This is a genomic window from Mesorhizobium sp. M1334 (assembly GCF_040317995.1).
Lineage (GTDB): Bacteria > Pseudomonadota > Alphaproteobacteria > Rhizobiales > Rhizobiaceae > Mesorhizobium.
In genome coordinates, this window is the sequence record NZ_JAMYLM010000001.1 from 36,230 (window position 1) to 62,772 (window position 26,543).

The window sequence follows — 26,543 nt, forward strand, 5'->3', positions numbered from 1 at the left end:
GAGGAAGATGACGATGAATGCGTTGAGGACATTGGCAGGTGCGGTGCTGGCGTTGTCGCTTGCTGCTGGCGCAGCACAAGCCCAGCAGGTGTTGTTCTGGTCGACACAGGCGCGACCAGTGGAAGAGACACAGAAGATGCGCAGCGAAGTGCTGAAGGGGTTTGACGGCCAGGTCGACTATCAGGTCGCCGAGGACGGGCCCTGGCTCACCCGCCTTCAGGCCGAACTGCAGGCCGGCTCCGGCACCATAGGTGTGCTCGGCGGCCTGCACGGAGACTTCTCCACCGTCGGCGCGAACCTTGTCGATCTCTCTGGCGTCGATCTCGGTGGCGTCAAGGTCAACGACACCTACAAGAAGCTCGGCATGCTCGGCACCGGCGAGCAGAAATACCTGCCATGGATGCAGGCCACCTTTCTGATGGCGGCAAACAAACAGGCGCTGCAATATCTGCCGGCCGGCACCGATCTCAACACCATCACTTATGACCAACTGATCGAGTGGACGAAAAACATCGCTGAAAAGACCGGTTCGCCCAAGTTCGGTTTTCCGGCCGGCCCGAAAGGGCTGAAGCATCGTTTCTTCGAGGGTTTTCTCCTTCCGTCCTATACCGGTTCGATGGTGACCAAGTTCCGCTCGGCGGAGGCCGAGACGGCGTGGAACAAATTCAAGGAGTTGTGGCAGTACACCAACCCGAATTCGACCAACTATGCCTTCATGCAGGAGCCGCTGCTGACCGGCGAAGTCTGGGTGGCATTCGATCACGTGGCGCGCCTCGCCGACGCCTTTAACCAGAAACCCAATGACTTCGTCGCCTTTCCGGCGCCGGCTGGCCCGGCAGGCCGCGGCTACATGCCGGTGGTGGCCGGTGTCGCTATCCCGAAGACCTCGCCTGACATGGACAAGGCCAAGGCGCTGGTCGCCTATATGCTGAAACCGGAAACCCAGATCGCGACGCTGAGGGCGACAAACTTCTTCCCCATCGTCGACGTCAAGCTGCCCGACGACATGCCGGCCTCGGTGAAGGCCTTCAGCCCAGTGATCGCCACCATGACCGGAGCTCCCGATGCGTTGCCGGCGCTGCTGCCGATGGGACTTGGCGGCCTCGGCGGCAAGTTCAATCAGATCTACACCGACAGCTTCGAGCGCATCGTGCTCGGCGGCGAGGATGTGCACGGCGTGCTCGACGAACAGGCGACGGCGCTGAAGGCGATCATCGAACAGGCGAAGGCGCCGTGCTGGGCGCCCGACAAGCCATCGCAAGGCGCCTGCCCGGTTGACTAAGAATCCTCCCTGGGCGTCCGGATTTCCAGCGCGCCGGGCGCCCACCCGTTTTCAAGCGTCGAATAGAGAGCGCTCCATGCACGGCAAGGCCCTTCCCTATCTGCTGCTGATGCCGGCGACGCTGTTCCTCTGCGTCTTCTTCCTCTACCCGTTCGCGCTGGTCGCCTTCGAGGCGTTCACCCGCGACGGCGGCTTTACGCTCGACAATTTCCGCACCATGGCGGGCAGCTGGAAGTTTCCGGTCACTGTCCGCAACACGCTGCTGCTGAGCGCCATCGTCGTGCCGATCCAACTGGTGATGGCGCTGCTGATGGCAACGATGGTGTCGCGGCTTGAAACCGGACGCAGCGCTGCGCTTTACATCTTCGCTATTCCGCTCGGCATTTCCGATCTCGCCGCCGGACTGATCTGGCTCGCCATCTTCGACCAGTCCGGCTTCCTGAACACCTTGCTCTCCAATCTCGGCGTCATCGACAGGCCGGTTATGTTCCTCGGCTACCAGAGCAAGCTGACGATCTTCATCGCCGTGGCGCTGGCCGAGATCTGGCGCGCGACCGCCATCATGATGGTCATTCTGGTCGCCGGCATGGGGCTGATCCCCCGGGAATACTACGAGGCGGCGGAGGTTTTTGGCGCTAGCCCGTGGAAGCGCTTCATCAAGATCACGCTGCCTCTGCTGCGCCCAAGCCTGCAGACGGCGATCATCCTGCGCGTCATCCTTGCCTTTGAAGTCTTCGCCGTGGTTGCAGCACTCGGCGGCACCAATCTGCCGGTGCTGATGGGCGAGACCTACAATTGGCAGTTCACGCTGCAGGACCGCAATGTCGCCGCCGCCATGGCGCTGTTCATCCTCGCCATCTCGATCGGTTTCACGCTGTTCTTCCTGCGGGTGCTGCGTGTGCCGAAGGAAGCGCGGATATGAGCACGGTCGCGGAGCTCCCGATCGCGGCGCCTGAGGCCCGCAAAGCCGGCAACTGGTTGCTGGTCGCCACCGTCATCCTGCTTTGCGTCTGGGTGCTGCTGCCGATCTATCTGTTGATCGTCAACGCGCTGTCGTCGCCGGAAGAGGTGACCGCCTTTCCCAAGCGCTTCTTCCCGTCATTCGATTTCGGCAGCCTTTCTTTCTTCATCAATTTCGCTGGTGTTGCCAAGGCGCTGTGGAACTCCGTTCTCGTCGCCACGCTGACGATGCTGCTCTCGATCGGCTTCGGCGCACCCGCGGGCTACGCGCTGTCGCGCTTCGATTTTCCAGGCAAGGAAACGTTCCGTTTCCTCGTGCTGATGACCCGCGCCTTCCCGCTGCCGCTGCTGGCGCTGCCGCTGGCGGTGATGTTCATCCGCACCGGCCTCGACGATACCGCGATCGGGCTGGCGCTGGTCCACACCACGCTGGCGCTGCCGTTTGCCGTGCTGATCACCTTCTCGCTGTTCTCCGGCATCCCAGTCGAGCTGGAGGAAGCTGCCTGGACGCTGGGCTGCACGAGATTGCAGGCATTCCGAAAAGTCATTCTGCCGCTGGCGCTGCCGGGCATCGCGGCGTCGGCGGTGTTTGCCTTCACCATCTCCTGGAACGAGGTGTTTGCCGCCGCAGTGCTCACCATAGAGAACCGGACGCTGACCGCCTTCCTGCTGCAGAGCCTCGGCGAGTCGCCGCTCTACCTCAAATTTGCCGGTGGCGCGGCACTGGTCATTCCGGCGCTGATCTTCATCTTCGCCGTCCGCAAATATTTGTTCGCCATGTGGGGGATCGCCAATCGATGACGCGCACAAAAGAGAACGCCGATGGCTGAGATCGTCATCAAGCAGGTGGCAAAACGTTTCGGCGGCTTCACCGCGCTGCATTCGATCGACCTGACCATCACCGACCAGGAATTCATGGTGCTGCTTGGCGCCTCGGGCTGCGGCAAGACCACGCTGCTGAGGATCGTCGCCGGGCTGGAAACGCCAAGCCAGGGCGAGGTCTGGATCGGCGGCCGTCGCGTCGACCATCTGCCGCCGCGCGACCGCGGCATCGCCATGGTGTTCCAGAATTACGCGGTCTTTCCGCACCTGACGGTATTCGAGAACATCGCCTTCGGCCTGCGCATGAAGAAGCTGCCGCAGCAGGAGGTCGACGGGCGCGTCAACCGCACCGCGGAGCTCATGCATATCGAGCAGCTTTTGAAGCGCTATTCGGGCCAGCTTTCCGGCGGCCAGCGCCAGCGTGTGGCCGTCGCCCGCGCGCTCGCCATGGAGCCCGATGTGATCCTGATGGACGAGCCGCTGTCGAACCTCGACGCGCTGCTCAGGCTCGAAATGCGCGCCGAGCTCAAGGGCGTGCTGGCGGCGTCCAAGACCACCACCATCTACGTTACCCACGACCAGGTCGAGGCGATGAGCCTCGCCGACCGCATCGCCGTCATGCATCAGGGCCGTATCGTCCAGGCCGCCTCGCCGGTAGAGGTCTACCGCAATCCGGCGGCCCGCTTCGTCGGCTCCTTCATCGGCAACCCGCCGATGAATTTCATCCCGGCGACGAAGACGGCGAACGGCAGTTGGACCGTCGCCGGCCTGACGCTGCCCGGCCCCAAATCGGACAAGCAGACGATAGAGTTCGCCATTCGCCCCGAGGATGTGGACGCCGGCAACGAAGGTATTAACGCCACCGTGCGCGTCGTCGAGCCGCTCGGACCGCACACGCTGGCCACCTGCGACGTCGAGGGCGGCCTGTTTCGCGCCATCCTCGAATCGAATGCCACGGTCGCCGTCGGCGATCACTTGCGGCTTTCGCCCAAACCCGATCGCATCCGCTGGTTCGATCCCGAAACCACGAACGCCCTTTGATCCTCCCTTCGATCCTGAAAGTACGAACGCCCCGATGATATCTCTTGCTGTCGACGAAACCATCGCCCGCGCCGTCGAGGTGCTCAGGGAAAATGACCAAGGCACCTATACCATACCGACCAAGGGCCTCTACCCGTTCCAGTGGAATTGGGATTCCTGCCTGACCGCCCTCGGTCTTGCCCACTATGACGAGGCCCGAGCCTGGACCGAGATCGACACGCTGTTCGCTCACCAGTGGCCGGACGGCATGGTGCCGCACATCGTCTTCCACGTCTGGAGCGACGGCTATTTCCCCGGGCCGGAGGTCTGGCGAACGGACCGCCCGACCGCCACCTCGGGCATCACCCAGCCGGCAGTCGCCGGCTTTGCCGTGCGCCGCCTGTTCGATCAGGCCAAGGACAAGAAACTGGCGGCCGAGCGCGCCCGCGCGCTGCTGCCGAAGATCGACGCCTGGCACCGCTGGTTCTACGAAAATCGCGACCCGAACGGCGAAGGGCTGGTCGCCATAATTCACCCATGGGAGTCCGGCCGCGACAACTCGATCGACTGGGACGAGGCGTTCGAGCGCGTGCCGACCGAAGGCGTCGAGCCCTACACCCGCCGCGACATCCTGCACGCCGACCCTGCGCATCGACCGACCAGGGCCCAGTACGATCGCTATATCTGGCTGCTGCAGCATTTCCGCGAACTTGGTTGGGACAACACCCGGCTGCACGATGCCTCGCCCTTCCAGGTCGTCGATCCCGGCTTCAACGCCATCCTGATCCGTTCCGCCGCCGACCTTGCCGATCTCGCCGAGGCACTTGGCGAAACCGAAATCGCAGAAGCCAACCGCGCCCGTGCCGAAAAGGGGCTTTCAACGATGGAACGGCTGTGGAGCGACACACATGGCCAGTACATTTGTTTCGACCGAGTGGCCGGAAAGCTCGTGGACAGCGCGTCGGTCGGCGGCATTCTGCCGGTGTTTTCGGCCATTCCGGAAAGCCGGGCAGCGGCCATCGCTGCAACGATCGAGCGCATCGCCGGCAAAGCGCGTTACATCGTCCCCTCGCACGATCCTGGCGATGGACGCTTCGACCCAAAGCGCTACTGGCGCGGCCCGGTCTGGCTGGTGGTCAATTACATGATCGCCGACGGCCTTGCCGCCGCCGGCCACAGCCAAATCGCACAACGGATCACGCAATCCAGTCTCGACCTGATCGCCGAGAGCGGTTTTGACGAATATTACGGTCCCTTCAGCGGCGAGCCGCTCGGCGGCAATCGCTTCACCTGGACCGCGGCGATGGTGATCGAGTTCCTGAAGGGCAGAGCCTGAACGCTTCCGCCTAGGCCGCCGGCTACCAAAGCCCGTTCTGTCTGCCGAATAACAGTCGACCCCATTTGCGTCTGAGGCATGTCCTGGCCCATCAAACAGGGCCAAGGCATGCCCAATCTTCACCATGCCAGAGCTATAATAAGTCGTCACAAACCGCTATCTATACTGCGTCGGGGCGGGAGAAGCGCGGCTTGGAATTCGATCTGAAGACCATTGAGGCGCTTGCTCCCGATCAGGCGTCGCTGAGCGCCGCCTCCAAGCTCACCAAACGAACGAACTGGCCGCGGCTCGAAAAGCATGAGCAGCAGGCGCTCATCTGGGGCGAATGCCAGGGCTCCGGCTCCAATCCTTATCGAGTGGTGGTCGACACGGGTGATCACGGCTACCAATGCACCTGCCCTTCGCGCAAATTCCCATGCAAGCACACGCTGGCCCTGATGTGGATTGCCGCCACCGCGCCAGCCAGTTTTGCCGCTGCCGATACGACGCCGGAATGGGTGAATGACTGGCTTGGCCGACGCAGGAAGACGGCGTCACAGCCGGTGCAGCAACCGGCACCGGGCGCGGAAGCCAAGAGCATTGGCGAAGCCGCACGGGCGGACGAGAGCGCCGCCGTTGAAGATAACGCAACGGTCGAGCGTCGCGAGGCGGCGCAGCGCAAGCGGGCGGAAAGCACACGAGAAGCAGTGTCGGCGGCGCTCGATGAACTCGACCAGTGGATTGCCGACCAGTTGCGGCTCGGTCTTTCCGGGTTTCTCGACGCCAGCAGCGACCGTTGCCGGCGGATTGCTGCGCGGCTGGTCGATATGAAGGCAGCGGCGCTCGCCGGCCGTATCGACGAGATTCCGTCGCGGCTGATGGCGCTGCGCAGCGAAGAACGACCGGATGCGGCGATTCGCGAACTCGGCAAGCTCGTGCTGCTGGCCAAGGCCTGGCGGTCGGCGCCTGATGATCCCGAGCTGAAGCGGCTTGTATCGACATCCGAAACCCGCGAACAGGTGCTGGCCAATCCCGATGCAATGCAAGTCGAAAGTCTCTGGGAGGTTGTCGGCGAGAAGATCGAGACCCGGCGCGATGGTTTGGTCAGCCATTCGACATGGCTGCTCGATCTGAAAAGCTCCACACCACAATTTGCCCTGCTGCTCGATTATTTTCCCGCCTCGGCCGGACGCCGATCCAACGCCTTCTCGCCAGGCGATCGCTTCAATGCCCGGTTGGTCTTTTATCCATCACGCCGGCCACTCCGGGCGCTGGTGGCAGAACGCATGGGCGACGTCGCATCGGGCCCGTGGCCCGATTTTACCCTGGGCGTCGCCAAGGATCCGCTGGCTGCGCATGTGTGCCATCAGGATGCCGCTCCCTGGCTCACAGATAGCCCTCTCATGCTGCCGCCTGGTGCGATCCTGGTCGACGATCGGGGCGCAGCCTGGTGGCAGGCCGCCGATGATCCGCAAGGGCTCGCCTTGCAGATCAGTGGCGCCGTCAATCAGACATTGCTCGGCCTCGACCTTGCCGCCACGGCAGCGCTCTGGGACGGCGCTCGGCTTGACCTTCTGGCGGCTCAAAGCGGGTTCGGGAGGCTTGACCTGTCGTGAATGAGGGCGAGCAAACAGGCCTGGCGACCATGCGCGATTGCTGGATCACCGGCGGAGCCACCTTCGATCTGGCTCCGGCCGCCTGGAAGGCAATCGCAGGCGGCGCAAGTCCCGACGAGCAGGAGCGCCGGCTCCTGGCAATTGCAGCGCAAGCGCTCGACGTCGCCTTGCGGCCGGCGGCGCCGAAGACGCTCAAGCGGCGGCCGCCGCTGCCCGGGCTTGCCTTGCCAATGCTGCCGGGGCGGTTGCGGCCGCTTTTGCGCGCCGCCCTGAAACAAGCCGCCGACGCAAGGCGCAAGACGCGCGTGGTGACGCTTGTCGCCAGCCGCGGCTTCGTGCTCCACCCAATGGACTGGATGCCCTCGTCGGATCAGAACAGCCCGGATGTCTACGCTCCATGGATCGACTGGCAAGCCAGCGTGGATGGAGAAAGACATACCCCGCAAGAGAAACTCACGGCGGAAAATTGGGATGAGTTCTATCCCGCCGCGCGCCGCATCGCGCTGGCCGATATGCGCCGGCGCGAACCGGCCGCGGCGCGAATGCTGATCGAGGCCAAGGCCTCGGGCGAACCTGCGGAGGTCAGGCTTGCGCTCATCGAACTTATGCGCTTCGGCCTCAGTGCCGAGGACGCGCCGTTCCTGAAAAGCATTGCCACCGACCGTTCCGGCAAGGTGCAGGACCTGGCTGGCCGGTTGCTGGCAAGGTTGGGCGAGCACGGCCATTCGAGCGAAGGCGGGGCGGAGGATCCAGCAGTCGAACTCGCCGTCTTCATCGGCGAAGGCAAATCCGGCTTCATCCGCCGCCGGACCACCTACACGCCGGCGAAACTCAAATCCCCGGCGCAGGAAAAGCGCCGCGCCGAATTGTTCGAGACCTGCAATCTGGTCGACCTCGCCAGACGGTTCGGCATCACGGAACCCGAATTCATCGGAGCCTGGCAGTTCGGCGCCGACAACAACGCTGATATCCTGATCGCCCGAATGGTCGCCGCTTCTGGGAGCGACGCGGCGGTGACGCATATGGCGGACATGCTTGTCACCGAAGGCGGCAAACCGGCGCTGTTCGTGTTGCACCTTGTGCCGCGTCTGGACAGCCGCAGGAAACGGGCTCTCGTCCGGCTGATCCTCAAGCAAGCAAATTACCTCAGCGCGATCAATCTGGCGGAAGGCATCGATGCTGGCTGGCTGGAATGGGACGATCTTTCGAACGGGTCAGCTCTTCCCGCTTTGCGTTCCGCCGTTGCGGGAAACGACGAAGCCGTGCGGCGGGGCGCTGACGATATACTGGAAACGATCGGCTACCTTGCCACAGCGACCACAGCAGCCAAATTGATCGACGAGGTCGTCGCTGCCGGTATGCCGCCCGCCGCCCCATCACTCAGTGTCCTGCGTCTCAACGCGGCGCTGGCCGAACATCAGTCTCGAACCGACACATGATCAATCCGGAGAATTCATATGAACGCTGCCATCCGTCTCCCGGTCGAGCAGGCCTATGCCTCTGAATTGCAGGCGCTGGCGCGCGGTGACGACAGGCAAAAACCTGCCGGCTGGAGCCTGTCGCCACAGGCTGTGCTGACCTATCTGCTCGGCGGCAAGGCTAGCGACGGCACACTGATAACCCCGAAATATGTCGGTCGCCGCCGGTTGATGGAAACCGCGGTAGCGACGCTCGCCACCGACCGTGCACTCTTGCTGCTCGGCGTTCCCGGAACCGCCAAGTCCTGGGTATCTGAACATCTTGCCGCCGCCATCATGGGCGACTCGATGCTGATCGTGCAGTGCACGGCCGGCACCGACGAGAACCAGATCCGCTATGGCTGGAACTATGCGCAGCTGCTGGCAAAAGGCCCGAGCCAGGAAGCGTTGGTGCCGACGCCGCTCTACCGAGCCATGCAGAACGGCAAGCTCTGCCGGCTGGAGGAACTGACCCGCATGGGCTCGGACGTGCAGGACACGCTGATCACCGTGCTTTCCGAAAAGATGATGCCGATCCCGGAATTGAACACCTCGATCTACGCCCAGCGCGGCTTCAACATTATCGCCACGGCAAACAACCGCGACAAAGGTGTCAACGAGCTCTCCTCGGCGCTCAAGCGTCGCTTCAATGTCGTGGTGCTGCCATTGCCGGAAGACATGGCCGAAGAGGTGGCGATCGTCGCCAAACGGGTCGATGAGATGGCTGGCGGACTCGACCTGCCGGTGCCAAAAAATGTCGGCGAGGAGATCGCCCGTGTGCTGACCATCTTTCGCGAATTGCGCTCCGGCGCGACTGCCGACGGCAAGGTGACGCTGAAGACTCCTTCCGGCTCGCTGTCGACCGCAGAAGCGATCGCCACGATGGTTGGCGGGCTCAGCCAGGCGGCGTGGTTCGACAGTGGCAAGCTCGGCGCCGAAGGTCTCGCCGCCAGCCTTGTCGGCGCGATCGTGAAGGATCCGGTGCAGGATAAGGTGGTGCTCGAGGAATATCTGGAAACGGTGCTCAAGAAGCGCCCCGACTATGCCGGCTATTACGCGGCGCTGAACGCAGCGATCTGACGCCATGAGCCACGGCGACATTGCCTATTTCGGGATACGCCATCACGGGCCGGGTTCCGCCGACAGCCTGCTGCAGGCACTGCAGGATTTGAACCCGGTCGCCGTGCTGATCGAGGGGCCGATCGACGCCTCTGAGCTTCTGCCCATGCTGGCCCGCCCCGAAATGCAGCCGCCGGTGGCGCTCCTTTGCTATCCGGAAGACGATCCGGCTTCGACAAGCTTCTGGCCTTTTGCCGAGTTCTCGCCCGAATACCAGGCGGCGCTTTGGGCTGTGGGCAATAAGGCGACGTTGCAGTTTATCGACCTGCCATCGTCGGCACGGTTCACCACTGCTGCGATCGGTGGCGCGGAGGACACCGATGCGACCGAAGCTACCCAAGCCCCCGAGGATGGTGACGCGGCTCCGCTTCCGCGTGATCCGATTGCCATGCTGGCGCACGCCGCCGGTTATGAGGACGGCGAAAGCTGGTGGTCGGACATCATTGAACAGAACCCGGAACCCGGCCCGATATTTGCGGCCATCGCCGATGCGATGACGACACTGCGGAATGGTGAGGGTCCGATCGCGCAGTTCGAAGCCAAGCGCGAGGCGCATATGCGGCTCGAAATCGCCAAGGCGCGTAAGCAGTTCGAGGGGCCGATCGCCGTCGTCTGCGGAGCATGGCATGTGCCGGCGCTGCAAGCCACCCACACTCAGAAAAACGATCAGGTCCTGATCAAGGGAATTGCCCGGCGCAAGAGCACAATGACATGGGCACCGTGGACCGGACCGCGCCTGGCGCTGGGATACGGCTATGGCGCGGGCGTCGTCGCGCCCGGCTGGTGCAAGCATCTTTGGCGCACGCGCGGTCGGCGCGATGCGGCAACCCTGTGGCTTGCCATGATCGCGGCGCTGCTGCGGGCGAAGGGCCATCTGGTCTCGACCGCTTCGCTGATCGAAGCGGAGCGGCTCGCCCGCGCTCTCGCCGCCATTCGCGAACGGCCGAAGCCCGGGTTCGAGGAATTGCGCGACGCCGCGATCGCGGCCCTGTTCAATGGCGAAGCGTTGCTGTGGGGGCTGGTCGAGGCCGAGTTGCTTCTGGGTGCGGACGTCGGTGAAATTCCGCCCGACACGCCGCTGGCGCCATTGATCGAGGATCTGCAGCGCAACCAGAAGGCGGCGCGGCTGAAGCCCGAGGCGCTGGAGCGCGAACTGTCCGTCGACCTGCGCAGCGAAAGCGGGCTGTTTCGCTCGACATTGCTGCATCGGCTGAGCGTGCTTGGTGTGCATTGGGGCAGACTGGCCGATGCCGGTCGCAGCCGTGGCACCTTCCGCGAGCGGTGGACCCTGGCGTGGGAACCGGAATATGCCGTTCGTCTGGTCGAGAACCTGATCTACGGGCCGACCATCGAAAAGGCTGCCAATGCCCGCCTGATCCAGATGATCGAAACGGCGGCGACGCTCGATACGCTTGCGGCATTGGTGCAGAACGCGATCACGGCAAGCCTGTCGGAAGCATCGACTGCCGGCCTTGCGGCGTTGGAGGCGCGAGCGGCGCGCAGCAGCGAATGCCTGGAGATCCTGGCGTCTGTGCCGCCCCTCGCCGACATCATCCGTTACGGCGAGGCCCGCAAAACGGAGACGAACCGGCTGTCCGGTCTCATGGAGCGGCTGATCGTCGAAGGTGCGATCGCGCTTCCGTATGCTGTACGCGATCTGGATGAGCAAGCCGCCGCGACGCTGGTCGGTGCGATGCGCAAGGCCGATGAGGCGATCAGACTGGTCGAGCCCGGGCAAGACGTGCTGGACGGATGGCGTAACGGACTGGCTGCCGTGCTGGAGGGATCGCGGTCGACGGCGCTGCCGGCAGGATGCGCCGCGCACCTGCTCTACGAAGCTGGCCGGCTTTCCGCCGAGGACGCTGCCGGACTGCTCGAGCGACGCTTGTCACCGGGGACTCCTGTCATTGAAGCGGCCGGGTTCTTCGAAGGCTTCTTCAGCACTGCCGGTCAGCGGCTGATCTATGACGAAGGTCTGCGCGGTGCGGTTGATGCCTGGCTGAAGTCCCTCGACGAGGACGCTTTCATCGCGCATCTACCGCTGCTGCGCCGCGTCTTCTCCAATATGGACAGCATGGAGCGCCGGCGGTTGATTGAAGCGGTGCTCGGCCGCGCCGCTCGGCTGCCGGCCGGCCTGATACCGGCGCCCGATGGCGGCGAGGCCTGGCGTCGGCACCTGGAGCGGCTTGGACCTTTGCTCAAGAGCGGGACATAACGATGGACGACGAGGCAGAGGCGACCCAAACCGGCGCACCATCGCCCGATGGCGGAAGAGAGCGCCGCTGGCGTCTGACGATCGGCGCCGACGATGAGATATCTGCGGCACTTTCCAGCGACGACAAACGGCTTTCGGCGGCTCTTGACGCGTTATACGGCGACGGCGCCAATGCCGCTGCCGACCCGCGCAAACGGCGCGGCGGGCTAGGCCGTTCGGCGCCGCGCGTTGCGCAATGGATGGGTGACATCCGCTCTTTCTTTCCCGCGCAGGTCGTCCAGATCGTCCAGAAAGATGCCTTCGAACGGCTGAACCTGAAGCAGATGCTGATGGAGCCGGAGTTCCTGAAGGCGATCGAGGCGGACGTCAATCTGGTCGCCGACCTGGTTTCGCTCCGCTCGGTGATGCCTGCCAAGACCAAGGACATCGCCCGCGCGATCATCGCCGATATCGTGGCCAAGCTGATGCAGAGGCTGGAGCAGAAGACAGTCGAGGCAATCCGAGGCGCGCTCGACCGGTCGAGGCGCACCAACCGCCCGCGTTCGCGCGATATTGACTGGCAGCGCACCATCTCGGCGAACCTTCGCCACTACCAACCCGAACACAAGACTATCGTGCCGGAGAAGCTGGTTGGTTTCATACGCAAGCAGCGACGGCTGGTCGATCTCGACGAGGTGGTTCTGTGCGTCGACCAGTCCGGCTCGATGGCAAGTTCGGTGATCTATGCCTCGATCTTCGCAGCGGTCATGGCCTCGCTGCCGGTTGTGCGCACCAAGCTCGTCTGTTTCGATACCGCAATCGTCGACCTGACCGAAGAACTCAGCGATCCTGTTGAAGTGCTGTTCGGCGTGCAACTCGGCGGCGGCACCGACATCAACCAGGCAGTCGCCTATTGCGCCGACCGTATCGAGCGGCCCACCAAGTCGCATCTGGTGCTGATCACCGACCTCTTTGAAGGCGGCAATGGCCAGGAACTGCTGCGGCGGCTGGCGGCGCTGGTTCGATCCGGCGTCAATGTCGTCGTGCTTCTGGCGCTGACCGATCAGGGACGGCCCGGCTATGATCCAGCGATGGCAGGTTCGGTCGCGGCACTTGGCATTCCGGTCTTCGCCTGCACGCCGGATCTGTTTCCGGACATGATGGCGGCGGCACTGCGGCGGGAGGATATCGGCGCCTGGGCGGCGGGAGCCGACATCAAGCTCATTCGCGCCGAGGCTGAGGCGCCTGGGATGCATGAGTGAGCGTTTGCCTCGGTCCAGAATACCGGGCCGCCCGCAGGCAAGCGCTTGCGGTCAAAGGTTTGACAAATAGCCGGCCGCGCCTATGGTCGACCGGTTACAGGAGCGACGCATGGCGAAGGCAACCGGCTGTATTCTTGGCGGGTTTTCCCCACATTTGCTGAACAGTAGAAATCAGCCACGGCCGCTTTCACAGCCCTCGCCCTTCCCTCTCCCGGCCGCGTCGATGCGCCCGGGCCGTTCATGTCCTTGAGCCACATGTCGCAGAAAATTGCCGAGCTTCTGTCGCGGCTGGAAAAGCGGCTGGACAGGTCAGCGATTGTCTCGGCTGAGGAGGCCGGACCACGCTACCGGGAAGATCCCGACGGCAAGGACGGCGCGCCGCCAGCGATCGTCTTGCGTCCACGCACGACCGGCGAGGTGTCGGACATTCTGCGCCTGTGCAACGAGGCCGGGCAGAGGCTCGTCATCCAGGGTGGCCGCACCGGTCTTGCGGGCGCGGCGCGCATCCAGCCCGGCGAGGCGGTGCTGTCGCTGGAGCGCATGACGGCGGTCGCGGCGCCCGACCGCGAGGCGGGGCCGCTCGTCGCCGCGGCCGGCGCGCCGCTGCAAATGGTGCAGGACGCGGCCGATGCGGCCGGCTTGCTTTTCGGCGTCGACATCGGCGCGCGCGGCACGGCCACCGTCGGCGGCAATGTCGCCACCAATGCCGGCGGTATCCGCGTGCTGCGCTACGGCATGTACCGGGCGCAGGTGCTTGGGCTGGAGGCGGTGCTTGCCGACGGCAGTGTGCTCACGTCGCTCAAGGGCTTGCCAAAGGACAATTCCGGCTATGATCTCAACCAGCTCTTCATCGGCAGCGAAGGCACGCTCGGCGTCGTCACGCGCGCCTGCCTGCGGCTGCATCCCAAACCTGCCACCGAGGTCAATGCCTTCTGCGCACTTCCATCGCTCGACGCGGCGATCGCGCTGCTTGCGCAGCTCCGGCAGAAGCTTGGGCCGTTGCTCTCGGCCTATGATGTGAATTTCGCACCGCTCTATGGCGCCATGATCGCCGGCATGGAGGCGTCGGCGCCGCTGCCGGTCGGCTCGCCCGTCTATGTGCTGGCCGAGATACAGGGCAACGAGCCGGACCGCGACGGCGACCGCTTTGCCGCGGTGCTGATGCAGGCGGTCGAGGACGACGTGATCGACGACGTCGTCGTCTCGCAATCGCCGCGCGAATTCCGGGCGCTCTGGGCGGTGCGCGAGGAGGCCAACCGTTTTCTGTTTTCGATGGCAGGACTGATTAGCGTCGATGTCAGCATCCCGCTGGCGAAAATGGCGACTTTTCTGCGCGAGACGGAAGCCGCTATCAAAGCCGTCGACCCGAGCGCCGACATCTACGTCTTCGGCCATCTCGGCGACGGCAATCTGCACTACCAGGTCCGCACCGTGGATCCGGCGGCCGCATACGGGATCATCTACCGGGGTGTGGCCACGGCTGGCGGCGGCGTCTCGGCCGAGCATGGCATCGGCCTCGACAAGAAGGAATGGCTGCATCTGGTGCGCAGCGACGCCGAGATCGCGGCCATGCGCCGCCTGAAAGCGGCCTTCGACCCGAACAACATCCTCAATGCCGGGCGCATCTTCGACCTCGTGCCGGGCTGAAATCGAAGGCACGTAGCGCTGGCCGGACGCTGTCTCTATCTGGTCGCGCCCTTCAATTCCGCATGCGCAACTGCGATACGGGCAGCAAGCGCGGCGTTGTTGCGGACAAGCGCGATGTTGGCCTTCAGGCTGCGGCCTTGTGAAAGCTCGTTGATGCGGGCGAGCAGAAACGGCGTCAGTTCCTTGCGCCCGATGCCGCGCTTCTCAGCCTCAGCCACGGCCGCTGCGATCGTGCCGTCGATGAACGCCGGATCGAGCGCGTCCGCTTCGGGAATCGGGTTGGCGACGAGAATGCCGGTGCCGGATTCCATCTCGTCATGCAGCAGCATGGCTCGCGCGACCTCGTCGGGGGTATCGAGGCGATGGTCGGCCTTGAGCCCGCTGGAGCGGGTGTAGAAAGCCGGAAAATCATCGCTCCCATAGGCAATGACCGGCACGCGCTGAGTTTCCAGATATTCCAGCGTCTTCGCAATATCGAGTATCGACTTAACCCCGGCGCAGACGACGGTCGTGCCGGTCTGGCCGAGTTCGGTCAGGTCAGCGGAGATATCGAAAGTGGCTTCGGCGCCGCGATGCACGCCACCGACGCCGCCGGTCGCGAAAATACCGATCCCTGCTAAAGCGGCAATCCGCATCGTCGCCGAGACGGTGGTTCCGGCCGAGCCGCCGCGCACCATGATTGCGGCGAGATCGCGCCCGGAAGCCTTGACCACACCCTTTGCCGCTGCCAGCTCTTCCAGTTCACGGTCGTCGAGGCCAACCTTGATCTTGCCGGCGACCACTGCGATCGTGGCGGGCACGGCGCCGTCTTCACGCACGACGGTCTCGACACCACGGGCAGTTTCCAGATTGGCCGGATATGGCATGCCGTGGGTGATAATCGTCGATTCCAATGCCACCACCGCGCGGCCCTTATCAAGCGCAGCAGCGACTTCATCGTTCAAATGGACAAGGGAAGGTTTCATATCATCTCGCTTTCAGGCAGGAAGGCGGTACATGCCGGCGGCAAGGAAGCGCGGCGACAGATCGGGGTGGACGCTGGATTCGCTCTCGGTGGTCAGTGTGGCAAGCAGCGCGCCGGTGCGCACGGCATGAGCGACCGGCTCACCCGAAAGCACCTTGTACAGGGTGCCGGCGATCATCGCGTCACCGGCGCCGGTGATGTCGACGGCCTGCGCCGGGACGGAGCGCATGGCCGTCACACCGCTCTCGGTCGCAACGGCAAATCCATGCGCGCCTGCGGTCACGATCACTTCGGCGGCGCCGGCCGCGCGCAGCCCTGCTGCTGCTCCCTCCGGCGTCAGCCGCTTGTCGGCATCCGTCACACCGAGCATCGTATTGGCCTCGTCATGGTTGGTGAACAGAAGATCGATGCCGGTCAGGTCCTTTGACAGGCGCGCCGACTTCGGCGACGATACCGTGTCGACTGCGAGCTTGAAGCGCGCACCGTGCTTGCGCGAGATCAGCGCTGCGATGGTCGCGGCCGGCAGGTTGCAGTCGATGAACACCCATGTCGCCGAAGCCAGATGCGGCCAGAAACGGTCGAGATAGGACGGCAAAAACAGATCAAAGATCTCCATGTCGGCGATGCCGAGCACGAGATCGTTGTTGCGGTCGAGGATGGCCGCGTATTCGGCCGTCGGCCGCTCCGTGGTGGTGATGACCTGGCTGACATCGGCGCCGAAGTCACGCAAATGCCGCACCAGCGCGCGGCCGGTTTCATCCTCACCGACGATCGAGACGAAGCTTATGTCGACACCGAGGCGGGCAAGGTTTTCCGCGACGTTGCGGGCAACCCCGCCGAAGCTGCGATGGCCGTCGACCGGGTTCGATGTCTCGAAGATCAAATCCTTCTTGGCGTGGTATTTGCGGTCGAGCACCGCGCCGCCGATGCAGACCATACGTTTGGACGCCGGCAAGACATAGCCGCGGCCGAGAATGTAGCCCTTGTTGATGAGTTGCACGATGTGGGCGGCGACCGTCGAGCGGGCAATGCCGAGCGCGGTTGCAATATCCTGCTGGCCGGAGAACGGATTCGCCGCAATGAGGTCGAGAACCGCTTGTTCTTGTGCTCCAAGGTCGTCCATCGTCTCACCTGGCCCGCCAAATTCGAGGCTGAACTCGATGTATGAAACAACAGATGATCTTGTCAACAGTGGTTTGCCATGGCGGCGTTTGACCAATCGGCGCTCCCGCGGCTCTGCCGGCCGGAGAGCGTGTGAGCGCATTGAAGAAAGCTACTTCGGAGGGCGAAACTTGCTCTTGTCGACGTGCAGCATCAGGGAGGAACAGAGGCCTTAACGCCATGCCGAAGACAGCTAAGCCTTCAGCACCGAGACGGCCAATTCGCTGTTGTGGACATATTCATTGGCGTCAGGCTGCTTCTGCACAAGCAGGATGAACAGCAGGTCGGTTAGCGTCAGTTGTGCATCACGCGCGGTTATCGATGAAGAGCGCGCGCGCTCTTCATCGGCGATCGTGTGGAGGCGAATGTCGGCAACCCGGCTCAGCGGATTGTCGCGAAGCCCGGTGACGGCGATAACGGTGGTGCCGCGTTTATGTGCGAGTTCAGCTATCCGCAGGGTTTCGATGCTCGCCCCGGAATAGGAGAGCGCGAATAACGCGTCGCCTCGTCCAAGCGTCGAGACATTGGCCATTTGCACATGGCTGTCGCTGTCGTGCAGCACGTTGCGGCCGAGCTTCATCAGCTTGTATGAGAAATCGCGCGCCACCAGCGAGGATGCGCCGACGCCTGCCAAATGAATGCGGCGCGCACCGTTCAACGCTTCGAGGGCCTTGCCGATTTCCTGCTCGGTGTTGGCCGCGACCGTCTGTTGCATCGACAAAAGCTTGCTGCCGATCAGCTTGCGCAGGATGACCAGATAGCTGTCGCCGACCTCGATCGAACCGTGGATCATGCCGGCCGGCACGTGCCATTCCTGCGACTTGGCCTCGCTGACGGCGAGCTTGAGCTCCTGATAGCTGGCATAGCCGAGCTTCTGGCTGAACTTGACGACGCTCGACTGGCTGCGGCCGATCTCGGCGGCAAGCGCCGCCGTCGACAGGCGCAGCATCTGGTCGGGATTATCGACGATATACCGACCGATCTCGCGGTCGCCGGGCGCCATGACTTCGAGCTTGGCCTCGATCTTCTTCAGGACGGACATGCGTTCACCTGTTGCCAGTCACGGACAATGCCAAACCAAGGAATAAATTATTCCGTCTCTGATTGACAGCCAAGAATGATCCATCAAATCTCTACCGGTGCGGTTGCGGCCAGCCTTCGGGCATGTCGACGATTCGGCCACGAAAGATCGTAGACTCGCCGACAGCTCGGGATTAGGTCAGAGTCATGGATAAATTGCGGATCGTCGGCGGGCACAGGCTTGAGGGCGCGGTGACGATCTCCGGCGCCAAGAACGCGGCCTTGCCGCAAATAGCGGCGGCGTTGCTCAGCCCTTATCCGCTGCAACTGACCAACCTGCCTGCGGTGACCGACGTCGGAAACATGCTTGGCGTCGTCAGGCTCCACGGCGCCCAGGTCACCAGATCGGCACACGCCGCAACGATCAACACCAGTGCTGCCGTCTCCAAGGAGACAACCTACGATACCGTCAGGCGCATGCGCGCGACAGTGCTGGTGCTCGGCCCGCTGCTTGCCCGCTTCGGCCACGCCAGGGTTTCGCTGCCCGGCGGCTGCGCGATCGGCGCACGGCCGGTCGACATGCATGTCGCCGCACTTGCCGCACTTGGCGCCGACATTGCGATCGAAAACGGGCTGATCGTCGCGTCCGCGCCGGGCGGACTGAAAGGCGCGCGTATCGTTTTGAGCTTACCGTCGGTCGGCGCGACCGAAACGGCGATGATGGCAGCGACGACTGCAAAGGGCGAAACCGAGATCCTCAATGCGGCGCGCGAACCGGAGGTGGCCGACCTTGCCGCCTGCTTGAACGCCATGGGCGCGCGAATCGAGGGCGCCGGCACGCACCGTATCCTGATCGCGGGCGGCACAGGCTGGCGCGCCGCCACGCACGACATCATACCGGACCGGATAGAGGCCGGCACCTATGCCGTCGCGGCGGCTATCACCGGCGGTCAGCTCGAGCTGACCCACGCGCGGCTCGAGCACATGGCATCCGTCGTCCAGCTGCTCGAAACAGCCGGTGTGAAAATCTGGCCGGGCGACCGCGGGCTGATCGTATCGAGAGACGGGCCGCTCAAAGCCGTCGATGTGACGACGGAGCCCTATCCGGGCTTTCCGACCGATCTCCAAGCGCAGTTCATGGCGTTGATGTGCTGTGCCGAGGGCGCTTCGCTGTTGCGTGAGACGATCTTCGAGAACCGCTTCATGCATGTGCCTGAACTGATGCGGCTCGGCGCCAACATCAAGCTGCAAGGCACCATGGCGCTGGTGCGCGGAGGCGAGAAGCTGAAGGGCGCGCAAGTGATGGCCACCGACCTGCGCGCCTCCGTCTCGCTGGTGCTGGCAGCGCTGGTGTCCCAGGGCGAGACGACGATCAACCGCGTCTATCATCTCGATCGCGGCTATGAGCAGCTGGACCGCAAGCTCCGGCTTTGCGGCGCCCAGATCGAGCGGATAAGTGGATGAGTGCCGGCGCGGCGTCTTCGCATTATTTCCTGGGCGTCGATGGCGGCGGAACCGGCTGTCGGGCGCGTATCGAAGACGAGGCGGGAACCGTGCTCGGGCAAGGTCTCTCAGGTCCGGCGACAACGCGGCTCGGTATAGAGGCGGCCTGGGCCTCCGTTGCCACAGCCTTCGGTGCTGCGATCAAAGAGGCAGGGTTCACGGCGACGAAAATCGCCAGGATCCGTGCCGGCGTCGGTCTTGCCGGCATCGGCCGCAAGGGGTCGCTTGAGGCGTTTCGTGCGATCTCCCATCCCTTTGCAAGTCTCGACTTCGTCAGCGACGGCGTCGCGGCTTGCCTGGGCGCGCATTCGGGCCAGGATGGCGCCATAGTCATAGCCGGCACGGGCTCTATTGGGCTCGGCTTTGTCGAAGGGCGCGACCTGCGTGTCGGCGGCTACGGTTTTCCGATTTCCGACGAGGGCAGCGGCGCCGATCTCGGACTGAAGGCAGTGCAGCTTGCCTTGCGCGCCCATGACGGCAGGCATGAGCGGACGGCGCTGCTGGCCGAGGTGATGCAGCGCTTCAAGGACGATCCATTCGAGGCGGTGACCTGGATGGACCGCGCCAGTGCGACGGACTATGCCGCCATGGCGCCGATGGTGATCCGCCATGCCGACCAGGGTGATCCGGCCGGTCGGCGGATCGTGCAAGGCGCTGCCGAGCAGATCGACACCTTCGTGCGGGTGCTGTTCGAAAAAGGCGCGCCGCGGGTTACGTTGCTCGGAGGGTTGTCCAGCCCGCTTGAGCCATGGCTCGCTCCCGACGTCCGCCGACGGCTGAAGCCGGCCGACGGCGATGCGGTTTCGGGAGCCATAGTCCTGGCCAGAAAGTCGCTTTGCGGCGAGTAATGCGCTACTCAAAGAGGAATATTTTATTCCTACAATCCGTTGACACCGGGAATACCGAATTCTAAAAAGTTAACTAAGCAGAAACAGGACAGCCGGTCGCCTGCCGCGGGTACTGGACGTCGCCCGGCACGGCATCGCGTTCCCGCTCACGGCAGATTGAAAGTAAGCAAGTGGTCGAACACGGGTTGATGTCGGAGTTGGAGCGGCTGGTTTCCGAGGACCGCAACCCGAGAACCATCGACATCGACCTGTTGCCGACCATCGAGGTGCTGCGCAAGATCAATGACGAAGATAAAGGCGTCGCGGCCGCCGTCGAGAAGGTCATTCCTGAGATTGCTGCTGCCGTGGACCGGATCGAGAGCGCGTTCCAGAAGGGTGCGCGCCTTGTCTATGTGGGCGCTGGCACCAGCGGCCGGCTCGGCGTCCTCGACGCCTCGGAATGTCCGCCGACCTTCGGCGTACCCGAGGACATGGTGGTGGGCCTGATCGCCGGCGGCGACGACGCGCTGGTGCGCTCCGCGGAAGGCGCCGAGGATGACCCGAAACAGGGTGTAAAGGCATTGCAGGACATCAAGCTGACCGCCGACGATGTGGTGGTCGGCATCGCTGTCAGCGGGCGCACGCCCTACGTCATCGGCGGCCTGACCTATGCCAAGCAGGTGGGAGCGACCACGGTGGCGCTGTCCTGCAATCCGCGATCGACCATCGCCGGCATAGCCGACATTGCCATCTCTCCGGTGGTCGGCCCGGAGGTTCTCACCGGCTCGACCCGACTGAAATCGGGAACCGCGCAAAAGCTGGTGCTCAACATGCTGTCTACCGCCAGCATGATCCGCATCGGCAAGAGCTATCAGAACCTCATGGTTGACCTCAATCCAAGCAACAAGAAGCTTGTCGCCAGGGCGGTCAGGATCGTGATGCAGACGACCGGCTGCGCGGCACAGCAGGCACGACAGGCACTCGACCAGACCGGCAATGATGTAAAACTGGCAATCCTGGTGACGATCACCGGCATGGGCGTCGAAGAAGCACGTAAGACGCTTGCCAACGCGGGAGGTTTCCTGCGCAAGGCGATAGGCGAAAAGACGGTGTAAGACCGCATGGATACTGGGCCGATGTTCCGGGACGTGTGTCCCTTTGAAGCGGTCCGGGGAACTGCAAGGCATCAGGTTTAACAATAATGGGAGACGACAATGGTACGGCACATTGGCAAGAAACTGCTTTCCGGCATGGCACTCGCGGCAATGGTTGGCATCGCCGCGCTACCGGCGCAGGCGAGTGCGGCGACGCTGCATATGGCGTGGTCGCAGGACGCCACCGGTCTTGATCCGCACAAGCAGACGGCATTCTCCTCACTGCGGCTGCTGGAACTGATCTATGAGCCACTGGTGCGGCTCGACGCAAACCTGCAAATCACGCCCGCGATTGCCGATTCATGGCAGTTCTCGCCGGACGGCAAGGAGCTGAGTTTCAAACTCAATCCGAAAGCAAAATTCCAGAACGGCGCCGCCGTGACCTCGGCCGATGTCAAGGCATCGTTCGAGCGCATACTCGACGAGAAGACCGGCGCGGCCGCGCGTGCCAACTTTCTCTCGATCGCCAGCATCGACACACCCGATCCAGCCACCGTCGTGTTCCACCTGTCGCAGCCGGATGTGCCGATCCTGACCGCGATGAGCGACGTCAACGCCGCGATCGTCCCGGCAAGCGAAATCACGGCCGGCTCGATCGGCACGACGACGATCGGCTCGGGTCCGTTCAAGTTGGAAAAGTGGGATCCGAATTCCAAGGAAGTGCTTGTCGCCAACAAGGATTGGGCGGGCGGCACGACCGGCGTCGACGGCATCGAGATCAGCGTGCTGCCGGACGAGACGGCGATCCTGGCGGCAATGCGCAGCAAGCAGATCGATTTTGCCCTGCTCAACGATCCGCTTGTCGCCACGCTTGTGCCCAAGGAAGCCAGCCTGCAGTTGAACCGTGTGCCGGTGCTTGCCTACCACGTGCTGCAGCTCAATCCTTCCCGCAAGCCGATGACCGAACTCAAGGTGCGTCAGGCGATTTCCTGCGCCATCGACCGGCAGGAAGTGCTGGACACCGCCTCGCTCGGTGAAGGCAAAGTCACCGGCCCGCTGACTATCCCGGCCCTGGCGACCGATCCGAGCCAGTTGTTCTGCTATAAGCGCGACGTCGAGAAAGCCAAGCAGCTGATGGCCGAAGCGGGCTACGCCGACGGTTTTTCGGCGACCGTGATCGGCGCCACCGGCGAGCCGCCGACGGCAGCGGCGGAAGCCCAGGTCATCCAGTCGCAACTCGCAGAAATCGGCGTCAAGCTCGACATCAAAATGATGGAGCTCAACGTCTATGTCGATGCCTGGCTGAAGGGCGATTTCGACATGGCCATCGCCCTGAACGGCGGCAGGGCCGATCCCTACACTATGTACAACCGTTACTGGACCAAGACGGGCAATCTGCAGAAGGTCGCGAACTATATCGACGATACGCTGGACAGTCTGATGCAGAAGGGCCGCAGCGAGACCGACCCGGCAGCGCGCAAAGCGATCTTCGCCGACTTCGAGAAGCACATCACTGAGATGTCGCCCTGGATCTGGCTCTACACGTCCTACAGCTACACGGCACAGCAGAAAAATATCGCAGGATTCGAACCGGTGCCGACAGGTTCGCTGTTCAGCCTCGCCAAAGTGACGATCCAGTAGCTGCTTTGGTGCCGGACGAGAGGGTATTCTTCGCGTGAACTATCTGATGCGGCGACTGGCAACCTTCCCTCTCGTCCTGCTTGGCGTGTCCATCGTCGTGTTCCTGGCGATCAGGATGGTTCCGGGCGATTCGATCACGGCAATGCTGGGGACCGAAGCCGGCCTGCTGACGCCGCAGCAGCGCGATGCGCTTGCAGCTTATTTCGGCATCGACCAGCCCTGGTTCATCCAGTACTGGCGCTGGCTGCTTGGTCTTTTCCAAGGTAATCTCGGCATTTCGTCCACCTATGGCAGGCCGGTGCTCGACGTCATCCTCGAGCGTTTCCCGCTAACGTTGGAGCTCGCCCTGCTTTCGATGGTCATCGCCCTGGTTGTCGGCATGCCGGCCGGGATTTTTGCCGCCACCCATAATGAAAAGCTGTCCGACCTCGGCGTGCGCGTTGTCGCAATGATCGGGCAGTCGACGCCGAACTTTGTCCTTGCCCTGCTGATCATCTACACACTGTCGGCGGGGTTCGGCGTTTTGCCGGCGATGGGCGAGTTTTCGCCGCTGTGGCAGGATCCGCTGCGCAATCTCGGCCAACTGTTGCTGCCTGCGGTCACGCTTGGATTTGCCTTCGCGGCTTCGGTGACCCGCATATCGCGTTCGGCGATGCTCGATGTGCTCTGCGACGACTATGTCAGGACGGCGCGCAGCAAAGGCGTTTCGGCGCGCGGCGTCATCTGGCGGCATGCTTTGCCCAACGCGCTCATCCCGGTCGTGACGCTGAGCGGCATAGAGTTCGGCTATCTGCTGGGCGGGGCAGTCATCGTCGAGCAGATATTTGCGCTGCCCGGTCTCGGCCGTATGGTGCTGGATGCCATCCTGCAGCGCGACTACGCGCTGGTGCAGGGAAGCGTGCTGTTCATCGCCTTTAACTTCATGATCGTCAATCTCCTCGTCGACCTCGCCTATGTCGCGCTCGACCCGCGTATCCGGCTAAGCGAGCACTGATGGCGACATTGCGGGCTATATTTGCGCATCCCAGCGGCCGCATCGGCGGTGCCATCGTTGCGCTTTATCTGCTGCTTGCCGTGCTTGGCATGCTGGGGCTGACGCCGCACAATCCGCTGACGCAGCACCGGGTCGAGCGACTGCATGCGCCTGACGGCACCTACTGGATGGGCACGGACCTTTTCGGCCGCGATGTCGCAAGTCGGCTGATGACCGGGATCGGCCAGTCCTTCATCGTGGCCTTCCTTTCGGTCGCCTTCGCGACACTGGCCGGCATCGTGCTCGGGCTGGCGGCAGCCTGGTTCGGGCGCCGCTGGGACGGCTTGGTGATGCGCATCATGGACGTTGTGCTGGCGTTCCCGGCGATCCTGCTGGCGCTGCTGATCGTCGCGGTTGCTGGACCGGGAACCTCGACCAGCGTCATTGCCATCGCCATCGTCTACACGCCGATCTTCACGCGCGTCGTGCGAGGTCCGGCTCTGTCGCTCAAGGCGCGCGAGTTCGTCGACGCGGCCCGCACGTTCGGCAGCAGTGCGGGCTATATCGTAACACGGCATCTGCTGCTCAATCTGGTGGCGCCACTGACGGTTCAGGTGACGCTGGCGCTGGCCTGGGCACTGCTGACCGAGGCCGGCTTAAGCTTCCTCGGGCTAGGCACGCAGCCGCCCGCCGCGTCGCTCGGTCTGATGCTGAGCGACAGCCGCAATCTGATGGAGACAGCTCCCTGGCTGATGATCTTCCCGGGCGTGGCGATCATGATCAGCATCCTCGGTTTCAACCTGCTCGGCGATGCGTTGCGTGATGTCCTCGACCCGAAGATGCGGAGATCGATCGCATGATCCCGCTGCTGTCCGTCAGCGGATTGCGCGTCGGCTTCGGCCGCAACCCGAAAGCCAATGAGGTCGTGCGCGGCGTCAGCTTCGATCTCGCCGACGGCGAGACATTGGCAATCGTCGGCGAAAGCGGCTCGGGCAAATCGGTCACGGCGCTGTCGATCAATCGCCTTGTCGATTATGGCGGCGGCCGCATCACCGCGGGCTCGATCAAGCTGAAGCGGGTCGACAACAGCATTTTCGACCTGACCGCCGCGGACGAGCCGCAACTGACGAAGATCCGCGGCGGTGAAATCGGCATGATCTTCCAGGAGCCGATGAGCTCGCTCAATCCGGTGCTGACCATCGGCAGGCAGATCGAGGAATCGTTTCGCCTGCATCGCGGCCTGACCGGCCGGCAGGCGACGGCGGCGGCCAAGGACGCGCTCGACCGCGTGCGTATTCCCGACGCTGCACGGCGACTGAAATACACGCCCAACCAGCTTTCGGGCGGCATGTTGCAGCGGGTGATGATCGCCATGGCGCTCGCTTGCAACCCGCGCCTGCTCATTGCCGACGAACCAACGACGGCGCTGGATGTTACGGTGCAGGCGCAGATCATGGCGCTGCTCGCCGAGTTGAAGCAGGAAACCGGGATGTCGATGATCTTCATCACCCACGACATCGGTCTGGTTGCAGGCATCGCTGACAAGGTCATGGTGATGCAAAGCGGAGAAGCTGTCGAGCAGGGCGCGCTGAACCAGATATTGGACAATCCGCAGCATCCCTATACGCGGCATCTGCTTCATGCGGTGCCGCATTTCGCCGGCGGCAGTGCCGCACGCAAGGACGTGCGACGCGAAACGCAAAAAGCTGCCGAGCCGGCGCTGACGGTCAATGGCCTCGTGGTGCGGTTTCCGGTCAAGGCTGGGTTTTTCAGCCGCGTCAGCGGTGCCGTGCACGCAGTGGACGGGGTGGATTTCGAGCTAATGCCGGGCGAGACATTGGCGGTCGTCGGCGAGAGCGGTTCCGGAAAGTCCACCACCGCCCGCGCGATTCTGGGGCTGGTGCGCCCGACGCACGGCACGATCTCGGGCAGCGCGCGTAAGGCCTCCGCCGGGCAGAGCGCCCTTCCCGTGCAGATGGTGTTCCAGAATCCCTATGGCTCGCTCAATCCCAGACTCACCATCGAAAGCATCCTCGCAGAGCCGGTGATCGCTACCGGCGGACGGATAACTGCTGAAATGCGGGCGAAAATGGCCGCGCTGTTGAAACGGGTCGGCCTTCCGGAAAACAGCCTGCAGCGCTATCCGCACGAATTCTCCGGCGGCCAGCGGCAACGCCTGTGCATCGCTCGCGCGCTGATGCTCAATCCTTCGGTTGTCGTCCTCGACGAAGCGGTTTCGGCGCTCGATGTGTCGGTGCAGGCCAGGGTGCTGGAGCTTTTGATCGAGCTGCAGCGTGAATTCGGGCTGGCCTATCTGTTCATCTCGCATGACATGGCTGTCGTCGAGCGGATCGCCCATCGCATCGCGGTCATCTATGCCGGCCAGATCGTCGAGATCGGCGATGCCAGATCGGTGCTCTCGGAGCCGAAGCACTCCTATACCAAACAGCTTATCGCGGCCGTTCCCTCCATAGACCGGCGCCATGAACGTTTCGAGCTGGACACGCGCCAGGTCCCCTCGCTCGTGCGTCCGCTGGGATTTGAGCCAGGCCCGGCCAACTGGCAGCAATTCGGGCCGGATCATAGAGCGAGGGTGGACGTGTGATGACTATCACCCGAAAGCATGCAGAGTCAGACGGACAGCCTCCTCGCTGCCTTTCAGACGG

General features: G+C 63.5%; 21 protein-coding genes. 18 read left to right on the forward strand and 3 right to left on the reverse strand.

The window, feature by feature from the left end:
- Positions 1–13: 13 nt before the first annotated feature.
- The 11 genes from NKH17_RS00165 (at position 14) to NKH17_RS00215 (ending at position 14,694) form a co-directional block, all read left to right on the forward strand.
- Positions 14–1,282: an ABC transporter substrate-binding protein gene (locus NKH17_RS00165; protein WP_352897756.1), complete on the forward strand. Its 1,269-nt coding sequence runs from the start codon at positions 14–16 to the stop codon at positions 1,280–1,282.
- 76 nt (positions 1,283–1,358) lie between these two features.
- The gene (locus NKH17_RS00170) at positions 1,359–2,204 is read left to right on the forward strand and encodes a carbohydrate ABC transporter permease (protein ID WP_352645339.1); all 846 of its coding nucleotides are present in this window, start codon (positions 1,359–1,361) and stop codon (positions 2,202–2,204) included.
- A complete protein-coding gene (locus NKH17_RS00175; RefSeq protein WP_352645338.1) occupies positions 2,201–3,043 on the forward strand; it encodes a carbohydrate ABC transporter permease in 843 nt (280 codons plus the stop codon). Before NKH17_RS00170 ends, NKH17_RS00175 begins: the two co-directional genes overlap by 4 nt.
- Before the next feature lie 21 nt (positions 3,044–3,064).
- Entirely contained in the window at positions 3,065–4,105 is a 1,041-nt protein-coding gene (locus NKH17_RS00180) for an ABC transporter ATP-binding protein (RefSeq protein ID WP_352645336.1), read from the forward strand.
- Positions 4,106–4,139: 34 nt separating this feature from the next.
- Positions 4,140–5,420, forward strand: coding sequence for an amylo-alpha-1,6-glucosidase (locus tag NKH17_RS00185; RefSeq protein ID WP_352897759.1), 1,281 nt, complete (start codon positions 4,140–4,142; stop codon positions 5,418–5,420).
- Positions 5,421–5,611: 191 nt separating this feature from the next.
- On the forward strand, positions 5,612–7,015 hold the full coding sequence (locus NKH17_RS00190; RefSeq protein WP_352897761.1) for an SWIM zinc finger family protein: 1,404 nt from the start codon (positions 5,612–5,614) through the stop codon (positions 7,013–7,015).
- Positions 7,012–8,454, forward strand: a complete 1,443-nt coding sequence (locus NKH17_RS00195; RefSeq protein ID WP_352897763.1) for a DUF5691 domain-containing protein — start codon at positions 7,012–7,014, stop codon at positions 8,452–8,454. Before NKH17_RS00190 ends, NKH17_RS00195 begins: the two co-directional genes overlap by 4 nt.
- A gap of 18 nt (positions 8,455–8,472) precedes the next feature.
- On the forward strand, positions 8,473–9,552 hold the full coding sequence (locus NKH17_RS00200; protein ID WP_352897765.1) for an ATP-binding protein: 1,080 nt from the start codon (positions 8,473–8,475) through the stop codon (positions 9,550–9,552).
- Positions 9,553–9,556: 4 nt separating this feature from the next.
- Positions 9,557–11,806 carry a DUF5682 family protein gene (locus tag NKH17_RS00205; protein ID WP_352897767.1) on the forward strand — a complete coding sequence of 750 codons (2,250 nt, stop codon included), beginning with the start codon at positions 9,557–9,559 and terminating at the stop codon, positions 11,804–11,806.
- Positions 11,807–11,808: 2 nt separating this feature from the next.
- Positions 11,809–13,047 (forward strand): VWA domain-containing protein, encoded by a 1,239-nt coding sequence (locus NKH17_RS00210; RefSeq protein ID WP_352897769.1) that lies wholly within the window; start codon positions 11,809–11,811, stop codon positions 13,045–13,047.
- Positions 13,048–13,302: 255 nt separating this feature from the next.
- On the forward strand, positions 13,303–14,694 hold the full coding sequence (locus tag NKH17_RS00215; RefSeq protein ID WP_352969835.1) for an FAD-binding oxidoreductase: 1,392 nt from the start codon (positions 13,303–13,305) through the stop codon (positions 14,692–14,694).
- Positions 14,695–14,729: 35 nt separating this feature from the next.
- Here NKH17_RS00215 and NKH17_RS00220 read toward each other — a convergent pair whose 3' ends face one another.
- The 3 genes from NKH17_RS00220 to NKH17_RS00230 all read right to left on the reverse strand — a co-directional run bounded on the left by NKH17_RS00220 (position 14,730) and on the right by NKH17_RS00230 (position 17,861).
- Positions 14,730–15,659, reverse strand: coding sequence for a pseudouridine-5'-phosphate glycosidase (locus NKH17_RS00220; RefSeq protein ID WP_352737222.1), 930 nt, complete (start codon positions 15,657–15,659; stop codon positions 14,730–14,732).
- 12 nt (positions 15,660–15,671) lie between these two features.
- Positions 15,672–16,781 carry a carbohydrate kinase gene (locus tag NKH17_RS00225; protein ID WP_352897773.1) on the reverse strand — a complete coding sequence of 370 codons (1,110 nt, stop codon included), beginning with the start codon at positions 16,779–16,781 and terminating at the stop codon, positions 15,672–15,674.
- Positions 16,782–17,012: 231 nt separating this feature from the next.
- Positions 17,013–17,861 carry a MurR/RpiR family transcriptional regulator gene (locus NKH17_RS00230; RefSeq protein ID WP_352897775.1) on the reverse strand — a complete coding sequence of 283 codons (849 nt, stop codon included), beginning with the start codon at positions 17,859–17,861 and terminating at the stop codon, positions 17,013–17,015.
- 185 nt (positions 17,862–18,046) lie between these two features.
- On the opposite strand from NKH17_RS00230, the gene murA reads away from it, so the two are divergent.
- The 7 genes from murA (at position 18,047) to NKH17_RS00265 (ending at position 26,482) form a co-directional block, all read left to right on the forward strand.
- Entirely contained in the window at positions 18,047–19,303 is a 1,257-nt protein-coding gene (gene murA, locus NKH17_RS00235; RefSeq protein ID WP_352897777.1) for a UDP-N-acetylglucosamine 1-carboxyvinyltransferase, read from the forward strand.
- Positions 19,300–20,190: a glucosamine kinase nucleotide-binding domain-containing protein gene (locus NKH17_RS00240; RefSeq protein WP_352897779.1), complete on the forward strand. Its 891-nt coding sequence runs from the start codon at positions 19,300–19,302 to the stop codon at positions 20,188–20,190. The genes murA and NKH17_RS00240 overlap by 4 nt, the downstream gene beginning before the upstream one ends.
- Before the next feature lie 188 nt (positions 20,191–20,378).
- Positions 20,379–21,284, forward strand: coding sequence for an N-acetylmuramic acid 6-phosphate etherase (murQ, locus tag NKH17_RS00245; RefSeq protein WP_502910570.1), 906 nt, complete (start codon positions 20,379–20,381; stop codon positions 21,282–21,284).
- 99 nt (positions 21,285–21,383) lie between these two features.
- Complete coding sequence (locus tag NKH17_RS00250) at positions 21,384–22,904, forward strand: ABC transporter substrate-binding protein (RefSeq protein ID WP_352645319.1); 1,521 nt, start codon at positions 21,384–21,386, stop codon at positions 22,902–22,904.
- 34 nt (positions 22,905–22,938) lie between these two features.
- Positions 22,939–23,898, forward strand: a complete 960-nt coding sequence (locus tag NKH17_RS00255) for an ABC transporter permease (RefSeq protein WP_352897783.1) — start codon at positions 22,939–22,941, stop codon at positions 23,896–23,898.
- Positions 23,898–24,737 carry an ABC transporter permease gene (locus tag NKH17_RS00260; protein ID WP_352897785.1) on the forward strand — a complete coding sequence of 280 codons (840 nt, stop codon included), beginning with the start codon at positions 23,898–23,900 and terminating at the stop codon, positions 24,735–24,737. The genes NKH17_RS00255 and NKH17_RS00260 overlap by 1 nt, the downstream gene beginning before the upstream one ends.
- Positions 24,734–26,482 carry an ABC transporter ATP-binding protein gene (locus NKH17_RS00265; protein WP_352897787.1) on the forward strand — a complete coding sequence of 583 codons (1,749 nt, stop codon included), beginning with the start codon at positions 24,734–24,736 and terminating at the stop codon, positions 26,480–26,482. The genes NKH17_RS00260 and NKH17_RS00265 overlap by 4 nt, the downstream gene beginning before the upstream one ends.
- Positions 26,483–26,543 lie beyond the last annotated feature (61 nt).